Annotated in this window: 15 protein-coding genes; 9 read left to right on the top strand and 6 right to left on the bottom strand. The window is 70.1% G+C overall.

The features are described from left to right. Positions 1–58: 58 nt before the first annotated feature. Positions 59–1,906: a glutamine--fructose-6-phosphate transaminase (isomerizing) gene (gene glmS, locus AB0F88_RS07510; RefSeq protein ID WP_362680563.1), complete on the bottom strand. Its 1,848-nt coding sequence runs from the start codon at positions 1,904–1,906 to the stop codon at positions 59–61. 186 nt (positions 1,907–2,092) lie between these two features. Between glmS and coaA the strand changes: the two genes are divergently transcribed. Continuing rightward, the gene (gene coaA, locus AB0F88_RS07505) at positions 2,093–3,028 is read left to right on the top strand and encodes a type I pantothenate kinase (RefSeq protein ID WP_362678476.1); all 936 of its coding nucleotides are present in this window, start codon (positions 2,093–2,095) and stop codon (positions 3,026–3,028) included. A 156-nt stretch (positions 3,029–3,184) separates the two neighbouring features. Here coaA and AB0F88_RS07500 read toward each other — a convergent pair whose 3' ends face one another. The 3 genes from AB0F88_RS07500 to AB0F88_RS07490 form a co-directional block, all read right to left on the bottom strand. Further along, positions 3,185–3,475: a hypothetical protein gene (locus AB0F88_RS07500; protein WP_362678473.1), complete on the bottom strand. Its 291-nt coding sequence runs from the start codon at positions 3,473–3,475 to the stop codon at positions 3,185–3,187. Further along, positions 3,472–3,816, bottom strand: coding sequence for a hypothetical protein (locus tag AB0F88_RS07495; RefSeq protein WP_362678470.1), 345 nt, complete (start codon positions 3,814–3,816; stop codon positions 3,472–3,474). The genes AB0F88_RS07500 and AB0F88_RS07495 overlap by 4 nt, the downstream gene beginning before the upstream one ends. Before the next feature lie 100 nt (positions 3,817–3,916). Next, complete coding sequence (locus AB0F88_RS07490) at positions 3,917–5,173, bottom strand: helix-turn-helix transcriptional regulator (protein WP_362678467.1); 1,257 nt, start codon at positions 5,171–5,173, stop codon at positions 3,917–3,919. A gap of 153 nt (positions 5,174–5,326) precedes the next feature. On the opposite strand from AB0F88_RS07490, the gene AB0F88_RS07485 reads away from it, so the two are divergent. After that, a complete protein-coding gene (locus AB0F88_RS07485) occupies positions 5,327–6,082 on the top strand; it encodes a GntR family transcriptional regulator (RefSeq protein ID WP_362678464.1) in 756 nt (251 codons plus the stop codon). A gap of 253 nt (positions 6,083–6,335) precedes the next feature. Then, positions 6,336–6,914, top strand: coding sequence for a GNAT family N-acetyltransferase (locus tag AB0F88_RS07480; protein ID WP_362678461.1), 579 nt, complete (start codon positions 6,336–6,338; stop codon positions 6,912–6,914). On the opposite strand, the gene AB0F88_RS07475 is transcribed toward AB0F88_RS07480, so the two are convergent. Next, positions 6,878–8,509: a hypothetical protein gene (locus AB0F88_RS07475; protein ID WP_362678458.1), complete on the bottom strand. Its 1,632-nt coding sequence runs from the start codon at positions 8,507–8,509 to the stop codon at positions 6,878–6,880. The two genes, AB0F88_RS07480 and AB0F88_RS07475, sit on opposite strands and share 37 nt — an antisense overlap. Before the next feature lie 310 nt (positions 8,510–8,819). Beyond that, complete coding sequence (locus AB0F88_RS07470; protein WP_362678455.1) at positions 8,820–9,653, bottom strand: NAD(P)H-binding protein; 834 nt, start codon at positions 9,651–9,653, stop codon at positions 8,820–8,822. A gap of 89 nt (positions 9,654–9,742) precedes the next feature. On the opposite strand from AB0F88_RS07470, the gene AB0F88_RS07465 reads away from it, so the two are divergent. The 6 genes from AB0F88_RS07465 to AB0F88_RS07440 all read left to right on the top strand — a co-directional run bounded on the left by AB0F88_RS07465 (position 9,743) and on the right by AB0F88_RS07440 (position 14,973). Continuing rightward, on the top strand, positions 9,743–10,327 hold the full coding sequence (locus tag AB0F88_RS07465) for a TetR/AcrR family transcriptional regulator (protein WP_362678452.1): 585 nt from the start codon (positions 9,743–9,745) through the stop codon (positions 10,325–10,327). A gap of 175 nt (positions 10,328–10,502) precedes the next feature. Further along, positions 10,503–11,093 carry a hypothetical protein gene (locus AB0F88_RS07460; RefSeq protein WP_362678449.1) on the top strand — a complete coding sequence of 197 codons (591 nt, stop codon included), beginning with the start codon at positions 10,503–10,505 and terminating at the stop codon, positions 11,091–11,093. 160 nt (positions 11,094–11,253) lie between these two features. Next, entirely contained in the window at positions 11,254–12,201 is a 948-nt protein-coding gene (locus tag AB0F88_RS07455; protein ID WP_362678447.1) for a DUF389 domain-containing protein, read from the top strand. 84 nt (positions 12,202–12,285) lie between these two features. Then, a complete protein-coding gene (locus AB0F88_RS07450) occupies positions 12,286–13,191 on the top strand; it encodes an ABC transporter ATP-binding protein (protein ID WP_362678445.1) in 906 nt (301 codons plus the stop codon). Next, a complete protein-coding gene (locus AB0F88_RS07445) occupies positions 13,184–14,062 on the top strand; it encodes an ABC transporter permease (protein ID WP_362678443.1) in 879 nt (292 codons plus the stop codon). Before AB0F88_RS07450 ends, AB0F88_RS07445 begins: the two co-directional genes overlap by 8 nt. After that, the gene (locus tag AB0F88_RS07440) at positions 14,059–14,973 is read left to right on the top strand and encodes an ABC transporter ATP-binding protein (protein ID WP_362678441.1); all 915 of its coding nucleotides are present in this window, start codon (positions 14,059–14,061) and stop codon (positions 14,971–14,973) included. The genes AB0F88_RS07445 and AB0F88_RS07440 overlap by 4 nt, the downstream gene beginning before the upstream one ends. The last annotated feature ends 2 nt before the right edge of the window (positions 14,974–14,975 follow it).

Raw genomic sequence — 14,975 nt, 5'->3', positions numbered from 1 at the left:
CGGCCGTGGATAATCCATAGACTTTGTCCACAGGCTGTGGAGAACCCCCTGGCCGGGCTTACTCCACCGTGACCGACTTGGCGAGGTTGCGGGGCTGGTCGACGTCGTGGCCCTTGGCCGTGGCCAGCTCGCAGGCGAAGACCTGGAGCGGCACCGTGGCGACCAGCGGCTGCAGCAGGGTCGGCACGGCCGGGATGTGGATCAACGTGTCGGCGTACCGCGCGACCGCGACGTCCCCCTCCTCGGCGATGACGAGGGTCCTCGCGCCCCTGGCCCGGATCTCCTGGATGTTGGACACGATCTTGTCGTGGATCACCCGCTGGCCGGACGGCGAGGGGACGACGACCACCACCGGAAGCCCCTTGTCGATCAGCGCGATCGGGCCGTGCTTCAACTCCCCCGCCGCGAAGCCCTCGGCGTGCATGTACGCCAGCTCCTTGAGCTTCAGCGCCCCTTCGAGCGCGACGGGGAAGCCCACGTGCCGCCCCAGGAAGAGCACGCACCGCTCGCCGGCCAGCGACCTGGCCAGCGCGCGGACCGGCTCGACGGTCGCGAGGACCTCGCTCACCTTGGACGGCATCTGCGCCAGCCGCTCGACGATCTGGGTGATCTCGTCGCCGAACTTCACCCCCCTGACCTGGGCGAGATAGAGCGCCACCAGATAGCACGCCACCAGCTGGGTGAGGAACGCCTTGGTGGAGGCCACCGCGACCTCGGGGCCCGCGTGCGTGTAGAGGACGGCGTCGGACTCGCGGGAGATCGTGGAACCGTTGACGTTGCAGACCGCCAGCACCCGGGACCGCTGCCCGCGCGCGTGCCGTACCGCCATGAGGGTGTCCATGGTCTCGCCCGACTGGCTGATCACGATCACCAGCGTGTCGCGGTTGAGGATCGGGTCGCGGTAGCGGAACTCGCTGGCCAGCTCGACCTCGCAGGGCAGCTGGGCCCAGTGCTCGATGGCGTACTTGGCGATGAGCCCGGCGTGGTACGAGGTCCCGCAGGCGACCAGAATGATCTTGCTGATGTCGCGCATCTCCTGGTCGGACAGCCGCATCTCGTCCAGTGCCAGCCGCCCGTCCTGGCCGATCCTGCCGAGCAGCGTGTCGGCGACGGCCCGGGGCTGCTCGGCGATCTCCTTGAGCATGAAGTGGTCGTAGCCGTCCTTCTCGGCGGCGGAGGCGTCCCAGTCGACGTGGTAGTCACGCGTCACGGCCGGCAGGCCCTGGAAGTCGATGACCGTGATCTTCGAGGGACGCAGCTCCACCACCTGGTCCTGGCCCAGCTCCACCGCCTCGCGCGTGTACGCGATGAACGCCGCCACGTCCGAGCCGAGGAAGTTCTCCCCGTCCCCCCTGCCGACCACCAGCGGCGAGTTGCGCCGCGCCCCCACCACCACGTCGGGCTCGTCGGCCGAGACCGCGAGCAGGGTGAACGCCCCCTCCAGCCGCAGGCATACCCGGCGCATCGCCTCCATGAGCCCCCCGGCGGCGAACTCCTCCAGCAGGTGCGCCACCACCTCCGTGTCGGTCTCGGAGACGATCCGGTGCCCCGTGCCCTCCAGCTCGGTCCTGAGCGCGGCGAAGTTCTCGATGATCCCGTTGTGGATGACCGCGATCCGCCCGTCGCAGTCGGTGTGCGGGTGGGCGTTGCGGTCGGTCGGGGCCCCGTGGGTGGCCCACCGGGTGTGCCCGATCCCCGTCGTCGCGCCGGACGGCGGCACGGGCCGCGAGACCAGCGCCGAGCGGAGGTTGGCCAGCTTCCCCGCCCGCTTCTCCACGGCGAGGCCGTCCGCCCCCACCAGGGCGATCCCCGCCGAGTCGTACCCCCGGTACTCCAGCCGGCCCAGACCCTCGACCGCGACCTCGACCGCCGACCGCTGTCCCGTATATCCCACTATTCCGCACATTGTCATACCCCCTCCCTGAGAGATCGGCCGCCGCGTCTATCGAGAACCCCCCGGACAGCCCAAGAATCCCGACCGGTACCCGGCGGGAACCCACTCCCGGCGGATCGACACCCGGCGGAAACCCGCTCCCGGCGGATCAACACCCGGCAGGAGCCCGCTCCCGGCGGATCAGTAGGCTCTCTGAGCATGGCCAACGGTTTGGACACCGCGACACCGTACGTGCAGCTGAGCCGGGCACAGTGGAGCGAACTCCGGAAGAACACCCCCCTCACGCTCACCGTGGACGAACTGGAGGAGCTGCGCGGCGTCGACGATCCGATCGACCTGGCCGAGGTCACCGACATCTACCTGCCGCTCACCCGGCTGCTCAACCTCCACTTCACCGGGGTCAGGCAGCGCAGCGCGGCACTCAACACCTTCCTCGGCGGCGGGCGCCGGGAGGCCCCGTACGTGCTGGGCATCGCCGGAAGCGTCGCGGTCGGCAAGTCGACCACGGCCAGGCTGCTGCACACCCTGCTGGCCCGCTGGCCCGAGCACCCCCGGGTGGACCTGATCACCACCGACAGCTTCCTCCTTCCCAACGAGGTCCTCACCGCCAGGGACATCATGCACAGGAAGGGCTTTCCCGAGAGCTACGACCGGCGGGCCCTGGTCAGGTTCGTCGCCGACGTCAAGGCGGGCCTGCCGGAGGTGACGGCCCCGGTCTACAGCCACCTGGAGTACGACATCGTGCCCGGCGCGACCCAGACCGTGCGCCGCCCCGACATCCTCATCGTCGAGGGCCTCAACGTCCTGCAGCCGGCCCCGCCCACCGCCCTCGCGATCAACGACTACTTCGACTTCTCCATCTACGTGGACGCCAAGGTCGAGCACATCCGCGACTGGTACGTCGACCGCTTCCACAAGCTCCGCCGCACGGCCTTCGAGGACCCGAAGTCCTACTTCAGGTATCTCGCCGACCTGTCGGAGGAGGAGGCGACCGACTTCGCCAAGAACGTCTGGCGCGACATCAACGAGCGCAACCTCGTCGAGAACATCGCCCCCACCCGGGGCCGGGCCGACCTGGTGCTGCACAAGGGCGCCAACCACTCCATCCAGCGCGTCCGCCTCCGCCGAATCTGACCTTCTTCGGCGCTCCGCGCTGTGTTCTGTGGGGCTCCGCCCCACACCCCGGGCGAGGGACCTGCCGGCCCCTCACACTCCCCGGTCACCAACCGGTTCCCCGGCTTCGAGGCGTGGCGGCGCGGGTCCCTCCAGATCCCGCGCCGCCACGCCGGCCTATCGGGCTCTCCCGGACAGCAGGGCCGTCCAGATCGCCCGGGTCTCGGTGATCGACCAACGATGGCTCTCGTGCACCCGGTGATCGCCGTCGAGTTGCGTGGTGCGCCGGATGAAGCCCTGCCCGCCGCCCTCGCACAGCTCGTACACCGTGGCCCGGCACGCGCACGTCCACGCCACCGGCCGCACCCGTTCCGGCATGCCGTACGACGTGCGCCAGTCGAGCCGCGTGTGATCACGCTGCGCCAGCCCCAGGTGAGGGCTCAGGCACGTTTCATCCAGCCGGATCACGGCACCCGCTCCGGGGTCACCTCGGACAGCGGATATGCCCGCTGGAGTTCTTCGCGGCGATGGGCGACGCACCGTGCCGCCGTGATCGGATCGTCCACGCCGTACGCGGTGTAGAGCCGCCGTCCTGTCTTCCACGACAGGTGGCCTGTCCACCACCGGTAGACCGTGCCGTCCGTCCAGACGAGGAGCTCACGCCAGACCGATACCACGGCGACGCCGAACCCGTGGTGGACGTCGGCATGAACACCAAGAGCCGCGAGCTCGATTCGCAGTTTCTCCGCGACGGCGCAGGAGTCGCGGGAAGTATCGAAGCTCACCGCTTCCGAAGAGATGGTGACCATGCCCGCAAGCATCACGGAGAGTTACGGTCGACTCCAGATACGTGATGTGGCAGTTGAAGATCACGATCATGGGATCTGCCACGCGAGGTGGCAGTTCGTGTCAGGACTCGACTCCCAGGAAGCTCGCGATCTCCGCGCGCTCGGGCCGGAGCGCCCGCGATCGGTCCTCGATGAGCTGATCGACCACGCGCCGGGCGAACGACTGGTACCTGAGCCAGTGCGGCACCCGCGTCCTGAGGTCATGGAGGATCGCCCACGATTCGGCCGCGTTGCTCTCGGAGGCGTGAGCGCTCGCCACGTCGAGCATGTGGCGATGCCGGGTGCTGCTCGCCAGCCTGCCCGACGGCCGCACTCCCTCGTGGATCTCCAGAGCCCTGGCATTCCTCCCCTGGACCACTGCGTACTCGACGGCCTTGATCTGGATCAGCTCCGGGGAGAAACCCGCGAAGGTCGCCGAACCCCGAGCCGCCCACAGCGGAGGAGCCTCCAACTCCCGTCCCTCGATGCGATGAGCCCCGGCCCTGGCGAGGGCCAGCATCTCGTCGGCATCGCCGCCCTCGTTGTTCCGTACGGCCGCCGCCGACCCCCACAGCAACAGCCACCCCCAGGTGGCGAACTGCGCCGGGGTACCGGTCGAGAATCGCGGCTCGATGGCCTCGGCGGTCGTCATGGCGGCCCGGCGGGAGTCGTCCAGGCGTCCCTCACGGAGGAACAGCCAGCACTCGTTGAAGACGTTCCACGCGCCCAGCAGCGGATCATCCGCTCGCTCGGCCGCCGCGATCCCCTCGGAGATCGCCTGGTAGGCGAGGTCGTACTGCTGAAGCTGGATCAGTGCCTGCGCGGAGAACTGGAAAGTCTGCGAGAGGAGCGTCAGCGCGGCGCGTTCCTCGCCCCTGCCGTGCGCGTCGGCCAGCAGCGAGCGGGCCTCCAGAAGCAGCGAGGGAATCGTCTGCACGACCGCACGGTAGTCGTCCTCCCGGTAGAGCCGATTCGCCGCCAGGAACGAGGCGCGCACCGACTCGTACGTGACCTGGCCGTCAAGGTCGGGCAGCTGGACTCCGGTCAGCCCGCGCACCGGCTTGAGGGTCCGGCGCAGCGCGAAGAGATCGGCGTGCACGGTCTCGTCCAGTGGCGACACCGGTTCGGGAGAGGGCTGGAACAGGTCGGAGGTTCGCACGTCCAGCGCCTGGGCCAGCTTGCGCAGTGTCGAGACGCGGGCACTCTTGCGGTCGCTCTGTTCGAGCTTTCGGATGGTGGACACACTGACGCCCGAGCGCTCTTCCAGGTCTTCTTGCGTGAGCCCCTTGCTCACCCGGATGCGCGCCAGGTTGTCACCGAGGGCTGGTTCCACCGCCATGATCCAGAACACCTCAATCCGGAGTCGGCCTGCCTCCAGGGTAATCCCGGCCGTTGGCCTCCTTCCGGCGGAAGCGCCACTGTTCCCTCAAGGCGAGTACGCCGGTTACTTGTCGTATACGACACTGGCAAGCATGATGCGTGGAGGAAGCGCATGACCGGCCACGCCTACGAGCACGTCACTGCCGAACTGCGGGACGCGATCCTCCGTGGCGACCACCCGCCAGGTACCAAGCTTCCCCGGCACGCCGACCTCGCCGCCCGGTACGGCGTCTCCGACATCGTGATCAGGCAGGCGATCGACGGACTCAAGACCTCGGGCCTGGTCGACACCAAGGGGCGCGGCGGGACCTGGGTCCGCGAGCGGCCCGTCACCAGGCGCATTTCCATGGACCGCTACCGGGCCGACGCGGGCCCTCAGGAGACACCGCAGACCTCGTTCACCACGGATGCCGGGATCACTTGGGCGGAGTACCGGCTGGACAAGGCGTTCCGGTGGATCGAGGCCGATGAGCGCCTGGCCGGTCTGTTCGGTGTCGAGCCCGGCGCCCGGGTGCTGGAACGCCGGTTCGTCTTCTACGCCAAGGGCGTCCCCTCGCAGATGTCCCGGCCGTGCCTGCTCGCCTCCGATGTGGAGGGCACACCGGTCGCGGACCCGAGGAACGAGCCGTGGCCCGGTGGCACCATCGGCCAGTTGCGCACGCTCGGCATCGAGATCGACGAGATCACGGAGGAGACGGCGGTCCGCATGCCGGCCCCGGACGAGTCCGAACGCCTCGGGATCGGCTCCGGGGTGCCCGTTTTCTCGATCACCCGGCTGATGCGCTCCCGTGGACGCGTGGTCGAGGTCGCGGACCCGATCGTCATCCCCGGGGATCGTGCGGTCCGGGTGGACCACATCGACCTGTAGATCCGAAAAACGACGGCCCCGAGGTTCGGCGTATCGCGCTCGTCGAGCGGCCGGGAAACGAGGAGATCGGCCGGAGCCTCCCCTGGCCCGCGGACCGGATGCGCGACCTGGTCCTCTACCTGGAGCACTCCCGGCAGATCGGATGACCACGGCGATCCGATCCCGGCCCTCGTGACAGCGGCCTTCCCTGCTGTTTCGGGCAAGGCCCCGCGGATAGTTTTCGAGACGAGAGCGGGTGAGGAAGGCGGGTGCCGTGGGCAGGACAGCGAGCGGTCGCGTGATCGTGGAGGTTTTGGGCCCGGAGGAGGGCGAGACGATCACCGAGGAGGTCGGCGCGGCCTACCGGGAGGCGTTCGGTGCCCCGCCCAACGGCGAGGGGCCCGCCGAGTTCGAACACCAGCGAGCCTCCTACGCCGACCTCCTCAGGCGGCGGGGGTTCCGGCTGTCGGTCGCCCGGCAGGACGGGCTGCTGGTCGGCTTCGCCTACGGGGCGTTCCTGCGGGAGGGGGGCCGCTGGTGGAACGGCGTACGCGATCCGCTCCCGGCCGGGTTCACCGACGAGTCCGGTTCCCGCACCTGGCACCTGGTGGATCTGGGCGTACTGCCGGGCCACCGCGGGCGCGGCATCGCCGGACGGCTGACCGAGGCGGTGCTGGCGGGGTGCGGGGCGCAGCGGGCGGTGCTGGCCGTGGAGCCGCGGTTGAAGGGCAACCAGCGACTCTACCGATCATGGGGCTGGCGGCAGGTCGGGAGCGTGGACGCCCCGGCGTCGTCCGTCAACGACGTCTACGACATCTACGTCCTGGAAGACCTTCCCGCGGGCAGACCGTAGGAGCGCAGCCGCTCGTCCAGGCGCACCACGGGGTCGGTGCGGTTCCAGGGTGACAGGGCCTGGCGGGCTTCGGCGGTGGCCGCGACCAGTCGCGGGGACCGGTTGCGGCTGGTGAACTCGGCGGCCAGGGCCAGCTCCGTGCAGGCCTGGCCGATCTCACGTTTCTGGGCGAACGCGCGGCTGAGATACAGGTGACCGAACGCCAGGTTGCGGGAGAAGGCCGTCCCTATCGAGGTCATCGCCTCGCGCGCGCAGGCGATCGCGTCGTCGGGTTCACGCATGTCGAGGTGGCACAGGGCGCGGGTCAGCGTGAGCATGGCCGGACCGAAGAAGTACGTCAGTCTCCGGCCGGGGTCGTCCTGCGTGGAGTCGTCCAGCCCCGAGCGGGCGGCCGACAGCGCGGTACGGCACCGCGCGTGGTCCCTGGCCCGGTTCTTGCCGTTCTCGCGACGCGCGATTCCCGCGTAGGCGCGGGCGCCGACGTCGTTGGCATAGGCGATCAGTATGGGACTGCCGCCCCGCTGCGCCCAGGCGAGTGCCCCGAGGGCGTGCTCGACTCCGAGACGTGGGTCGCCGGACCAGGTGGCCAGGTGACTCCACTGGGCGAGCACGTAACTGGACATGAGGTCGTCATCGGCTTCATGAGCGGCACGCCGGGCCTGGCCGTAATAGTGCTCGGCTCCGGCGAAGTCACCGGAGTTGAACAGCAGCCACCCGATGAAACGGGATATGTCGGCGAGCAGCGACATCAGTCGCCGGCGCAGGTCCTCGTCGGCGGCGCCCGCCAGGAGCCGGCGGACCAGCCCGTGCTGGGCCAGAGCCGTCTCCAGCACGGCCTGGGGACCCAGGATGTCCTCCTGCCTGATGGCGTGACGAAGGATCGTCTCCACGTGCCCGACCACCTCGCCGTCGACCCGGGAGGGCGCCTGGGAGGCCGACGTCAGGCGTTCGAGGGCGTCGCGGTCCAGGTGGGCGAGAAGGGGGGAGGCGTGCGCCGCGGCGGCCGCGGAGGCGACCACGGCCAGTAGGTCGCGGCGTTTCATCCCGTCCGCCCACTGGGTGAGAGCGGCGACCAGATAGCCGAACTCCTGCTCCCGCAGAGCCGCGACCGTGAGAACCCGATCGGCCTCGTGGCCGGGCGGCCGTGTCGGCAACCCGTCCAGAAATGAGGCGATATCGGTAACGGTGAGTACGGGCCGGGGAACGGGCCGGTCCTTGGCCGCCGGGTGCCTGCCGGCGCGGTCGTCGTCACGGCTGTGGTCCTCCCCATGGACCAGGTCCCCGGCCCGGCACCGGTAGATGCGGGCCAGGCGTTCCAGTCCGGAGATGGGAGGCTCGTTGCCGGTCGCCGAAGGCCAGGCCTCCCACGCCCCGAGCCGGCGTTCGCTGAGCACGTCGTCTGGCCAGCGCAGGTTCCATAGTCGGACCACCTCGGACTGCGTGTATCGGTGTGCCTCGCGGAAGCCGCGCAGCGGATTGAGCTTGAAACGGAGCTGGTAGTCCGCGGCGATCTGGCTCCACGTGGCCCCGTGCTCGCGCATCTGGGTCGTGAGAACGTCCATCTGCCGCTTGAGGCTGCGGGGTCTGGGTGGCATCGCTCGCCCCTTCCGGGCGTCACTCCCCCGAGGCGGTTGTTGTTTTCCAAACGCTACGGCATTGGTTACGCCAAGTGACGGCCGATTCAAAAACCGGCGACCAGATCGCCGGTTTTGGTCACGGATCACGCCGGTGGCCGGCGGTCGCGTCATCCGGCCCCGCGAAACCCCCGTTTTGACCGCGTTCTTCGCGGGTCCGCGGTAGCGGACGGTGACAGCGGGGCCGCCGGAGCAGCGGCACGTCAGGAACCCGGCGCCTCCGCCCGAGGAACGCGGATGGGCCTCCCCCGTCGCCGACGCCGCGGGCGGTTCACCTGAAGGCGTCGGCGTTGCGTCGCGCCCACTCGGCGAAGGCGCGGGGGGCGCGGCCGAGGATCCGTTCCACGTCGGGGCTCACCCGCCGCTCGGCGGCCGACGGCTCGCCCAGGATGGCGAGGGTGCCGTCCACGACCGGCTCGGGCATGAACCGCAGCATCTGCTCCCTGGCCTCCTCGCGGCTCTGCTCGACGAACCGCACCGGCGTGCCCAGCGCCTCCCCGATCGCCCGGGCCCGCCGGCGCGGGGTGATCGGCGCCGGGCCGGTGAGCTCGTACGTGTGACCGGCGTGCTCCCCTTTGCGCAGGACCACCGCCGCGACCTCGGCGATGTCGGCCGGGTCGACGACCGGCAGCCCGACGTCGCCGAACGGCGCGGCGACCGTCCGCCGCGAGCGGATCGTCTCCGCCCACGCGAACGCGTTGGAGGCGAAGCCTCCCGGCCGCAGGACGGTCCACTCCAGACCCGACCCCCGGACGGCGTCCTCCAGCACCCGCAGGGGAGCGTGGGAGCCGGACTCCGGCCGCGTCCCCGCGGCCTGGGAGGACTGCAGGACGACCCGCCGGACCCCGGCCGCCCTCGCGACGTCGAGGATGCCCTGCGGGTTCAGGTGCTCTCCGGCACCGGCGACGAGGAGGAACAGCGCGTCGGCCCCGTCGAGGACCGGCCGGAGGCTCTGCGGGTCGGCCAGGTCGGCCCGGTGGTGCGTCACGCCCTCCGGCATGCCGGAAGGCCGTCGCGAAACCGCCGCCACCCGCTCCCCGGCCTCGGCGAGCGCCCGTACCAGCACCCGTCCGACGTTCCCGGTCGATCCCGTAACCACGATCATGAAAGTCCCGCCCGTCGTAAGCGAGTTAGTTGACTGACTAAAAGGACCATAGCCAGCAGCCGCCCCGGTTGTCTACACTCGTTAGTGAGATGACTGACTCAGTGAGAAACGACCGCGCCACGAAGCGGGGCAAGCGGGAACGGCTCGTGGCCGCCGCGTCCCAGGTCCTGCACGAGCAGGGTGTCGAGAAGACGACGCTGGCCGACATCGCCCGCGAGGCCGAGGTCCCCCTGGGCAACGTCTACTACTACTTCAAGACCAAGGACCAGCTCGTCGAGGCGGCGATCGAGGCCCACGCGCTCGGCTTCCGGGCGATGACCGCCTCGCTCGACCTGCACACCGGTCCCCGGGACCGCCTGAAGGCGCTCCTGCGCGGCTGGATCGACCAACGCGAACTCACCGCGCGATACGGCTGTCCCACCGGGAGCCTGTGCTCGGAACTCGACAAGCGCACCGACGGCCTCGACCGCGCCGCGGCCGAGGTCATGCGGTTGCTGATCGACTATGCCGAGCGGCAGTTCCGGGAGATGGGCCGACCCGACTCCCGCGAGCTCGCGGTCGCCCTGGTCGCCGCCTACCAGGGCGTCGCGCTCCTCACGAACACCTTCCGGGACCCCGAGCTCATGGCCGGGGAGGGCCGCCGCCTGGAACGCTGGATCGACTCGCTCACCTGATCGCCCGCGCCGACGACGGGACGTCCTTCCCCGCCGGACGGCTCCACGGAGGAAGGCGCCGTTCCGGCCGCCGCGAAACCAACACCCGCCGAAGGTAAAGCTTTCATCCGCGTGCGTTCATATATCGCGAAATAGTGCCAAAGACCCGCTAGTCAAGGGGGTTAGTATCCAATATGTGAGCATCCCATCCCGTGGGCCGCTGAAGTTGAGCGTTGGCGCGAGCACCGGCATGAAGATCGGCGCCATCCTCCTGACCGTCCCTTTCGTCGGCCTCCCGCTGTCCGCGATCTCGGAGCTCGAACGGGCCGTTCAGCTGTCCACCGGAGGCTCCGCTCTCGGCTTCCAGCTCCTGATGGTGCCCTTCGTCGTGGCCCTGGTGGTCTTCCTCGTCGTCCTCCTCGGCATCTTCCGCTTCCGGGCGGAGCTGGAGGGAGGCGTCGTGGAGGTCCACGGCGCGTTCACGACGCGCAGGGTGGACCTCGCGCGGGCCCGCGTCTGGCTGGACTCCTTCCCCGAGTGCTCAAGGGCCCGCGACCTGACCGGCCGCAGGCTCCCGTACCTGTACATGTACGCCCAGGAGCCGGGAGGCCGCAAAGTCCTGCTGCGGCTGCGCGCGGCGCGCGCCTTCCTGCCGCCGCACGAGCTGGCGGCCCTCGCGGACGCCATCGAGTCGGGCCGCCGGACCGGGCAGGACGCCGAGCGGGCCTCCCGGACGGCCGACCTGCTCCGGCGCCTGAGTGCCGACCCCGCCGTCAGGGTGCCCTGAGAGGTCCCCGGGAGAAGTCCGTTCCCGTTCCGGCAGGACGGCCCCGGCGAGACGACATCCGGTGAACGCCCCGGGTACGACCAGGACAAGGCGACCTCCGGGAGACAGTCCTCCGCTTTCGGGCTTCAGCGGGCCGGGACACAGGTCCTAGGGTTGGCCCGTGCTGCATCTACGCGTGATCAGTCCGCCGGAGCTGTCGGACAAGGTGCTGGAGGTGCTCGACGAGTGCGTCGGCGTCGTCAACATCGTGGTGTTCCCCGGTGCCGCGCGCTCCCCCGCCGGTGACCTCCTCCAGTTCGACATCGCCCGCGAGGCCGCCAACGAGGTGATCGAGCGCTTCCAGGAGCTTGGCCTGCACACGAAGGGCTCGATCGCGGCCGAGGAGGTCGACCTGGCGATCTCGGAGGTGGCCGAGCGCGCCAAGGAGGAGGCGCCGGGCGACAGCGACGACGCGGTGGTCTGGGCGGAGTTCGCCCAGCGGGTCGACGAGGACACCCGGCTCACCTGGGCCTTCCTGGCGTTCCTGACGATCGCCACACTGCTCGCGGCGATCGGCGTGATCGTCAACTCGCCGATCCTCATCGTCGGCGCGATGGTGATGGGGCCGGAGTTCGGCGCGATCGCGGCAGTCTGCTTCGGCCTGCTCCGTACCGACAGGGACCTCATCGGCCGCGCGGCCAGGACCCTGGTCCTGGGTTTCACCGTCGCCGTCGTGATCACCTTCGTCTGCGCGCTGACCGCGCGGGGGCTCGGCTGGATCGGGGTGGGCTCGCTGACCGGGCACGAGGAGATCGAGTTCATCGTCAAGCCCGACAGGTGGTCGTTCATCGTCGCGCTGCTCGCCGGCGCCGCCGGGGTGCTCTCGGTCACCGCGGGCAAGTCCTCGGCCCTGGTCGGCGTCTTCATCTCGGTCACCACGGTCCCGGCCGCCGGATACTTCGCGGTCGCCGCCGCGCTGGCCCGCTGGGGCGACATGACCGCCTCGGCCGTCCAGCTCGGGGTGAACGTCGCGGGCATGGTCATCTCCGGCGTGGTGACGCTCCTCGTGCAGAAGGCCTACTGGTCCCGGTTCGGGATGAGGCTGCCGGCCCGCCCGAGTGGGAGTTAGCGGCTGAGAATTGCCCATTCGGACGAGGCGGGACTCCTTCCCGTGACGGAGGTGCGCGCCTGTGGCGACGGATAGTGTCCGAGCATGACTATCCTCGCCACCGAGGGACTAACCAGACGTTTCCCCCGGGTGACGGCGCTCGACCAGCTCACCGTCACCGTCGGCCCCGGTGTGACCGGTCTGGTCGGCGCCAACGGCGCGGGCAAATCCACGCTGATCAAGATCCTGCTCGGTCTGCTCGAACCCAGCGCGGGAAGCGCCCAGGTGCTGGGCATGGACGCGACGACCAGGGGGGCGGAGATCCGCCGGGTCGTGGGTTACATGCCGGAGCACGACTGCCTGCCGCCCGACCTGTCCGCCACCGAGTTCACCGTGCACATGGCCCAGATGTCGGGCCTGCCGCGCACCGCGGCCCGCGAGCGCGCCGCCGACGTCCTGCGCCACGTCGGGCTGTACGAGGAGCGCTACCGGGCGATGGGCGGCTACTCCACCGGCATGAAGCAGCGCGTCAAGCTGGCCCAGGCCCTGGTGCACGACCCGCGCCTGATCCTGCTGGACGAGCCCACCAACGGCCTCGACCCGCGGGGCCGCGACGAGATGCTCGCGCTGATCCGCAGGATCGGCTCCGAGTTCGGCATCAGCGTGCTGGTCACCTCCCACCTGCTGGGCGAGCTGGAGCGGGTCTGCGACCACGTCATCGTGATCGACGGCGGCAAGCTGCTGCGCTCCTCGTCCATCGGGGAGTTCACCCAGATCACCCAGACCGTGACCGTCGAGGTCGAGGAGGGGCAGGACGCGCTGGCGGCCCGGCTGACCGAGCTGGGCGAGACCGTCACCCCGCACGGCAGGCTGCTGCTCGTCCACGTCCGCGCGCCGGAGACCTTCGACGCGCTCCGCGACGCCGTCTGCGAGCTCGACCTCTGCCTCGTGCGCGTGGAGCAGGGCCGCCAGCGCATCGAGGACGTCTTCAGGGAGCCGGTCAATGTCTGAACCCACGGGTGTCATCCACGACATCGGATACCGCCACTACGAGGGGCCGCGGCTCGGCCGCGGCCACGCCACCGCCGCGCTGACCGTGCACAGCCTGCGCGGGATCTTCGGGCTCGGCCGCACCGCCCGCTCGAAGATCATCCCCTTCGCGCTCCTGGGCGTCATGCTCCTGCCCGCGGTCGTCTCCATCGCGATCATGGCGCTGGCCAAGCAGGAGGGGATGCGCTACACCGAGTACGCCGTCGTCATGCAGGCCGTGCTCGCGATCTTCCTGGCCTCGCAGTCGCCGTACGCCGTCGCGCCCGACCTGCGCTTCCGGGTGCTACCGCTCTACCTGTCGCGCCCGGTGACGATCCGGGACTACGTCGGGGCGAAGCTCGCGGCGATGACGACCGCCATGTTCCTGCTGCTGGCGGCACCCCTCACCGTGCTCTACATCGGCGAGGTGGTCATCGACCTGCCCGGCGACACGCACACTGCCGAATACCTCACCTCCATGGCCGGCGCGGTCTGCTACGCGCTGCTGCTGGCCTGCCTCGGCGTGGCCATCGCCTCGTTCACCCCCAGGCGCGGCCTGGGCGTGGCCGCGGTCATCGCCTTCTACCTGCTCGCCTCCGCCACCTCGACCGTGCTGTTCGCGACGCTGGAGTCGATGGGCGACGACACCACCGCCGCGTGGGCGTGGCTGATCAACCCGTTCTTCCTGGTGGACGCCGCCGTGCACGTCGGGATCTTCGGGGCGACGCCCACCGCGGGCGTCATCTACCCGCCGGACGGCGGATCCCTGGTCGCGGGAGTGATCATGATCGCGCTGATCGCCCTGTCCGTCACGGCCCTGATCGCGCGCTACCGTAAGGCGGCCTCCCGATGAAGATCGAACTGGCCCAGGTGTCCCGCTGGTACGGCAACGTGGTCGCCGTCAACGACATCACCATGACCGTCGGCCCCGGCGTCACCGGGCTGCTCGGCCCGAACGGCGCGGGGAAGTCCACGCTGCTGCACATGATGGCCGGGTTCCTCGCCCCCTCGGGCGGCACCGTCACCCTCGACGGCGACCGCATCTGGCGCAACCACGAGATCTACCGCTCCATCGGCCTGGTCCCCGAGCGCGAGGCCGTCTACGGCTTCCTCACCGGCTGGCAGTTCGTGCTGTCCAGCGCGAGGCTGCACCGCCTGCCCAACCCCGACGACGCCGCGCGCAAGGCGCTCGCCCTGGTGGAGATGGAGAGCGCCAAGGACCGCAGGATCGAGACGTACTCCAAGGGCATGCGCCAGCGCGTCAAGGTGGCCGCGGCCCTCGTCCACGATCCGCAGGTCCTGCTGCTCGACGAGCCGTTCAACGGCATGGACCCGCGCCAGCGCCTGCACCTGATGGACCTGGTCCGCGCCATGGGCACCGCGGGCAAGACCATCCTGTTCAGCTCGCACATCCTGGAGGAGGTGGAGCGGGTCGCCCAGCACATCGAGGTGCTGGTGGCCGGGCGCCACGCCGCCTCCGGGGACTTCCGCGAGATCCGCCGCCGGATGACCGACCGCCCGCACCTGTTCAGGGTCCGCTCCAGCGACGACCGCCGCCTGGCGTCCGCGCTGATCGCCGACGCCTCCTCGGGCTCGGTCTCGCTGACCGAGGCGGGCCTGGAGGTGCACGCCGTCGACTTCCGGCGCTTCACCCGGCTGCTGCCCAGGGTCGCCAAGGACGCGGACATCCGGATCCTGCAGGTCTCCCCCGCCGACGAAGACCTGGAGAGCGTCTTCTCCTACCTGATCAACAGGAGCAGCTGACC

This window comes from Streptosporangium sp. NPDC023963, assembly GCF_040639135.1.
GTDB lineage: Bacteria > Actinomycetota > Actinomycetes > Streptosporangiales > Streptosporangiaceae > Streptosporangium.
Note: the sequence above shows the minus strand (reverse complement) of the source record. Positions and strands in the feature narration are given on the sequence as shown.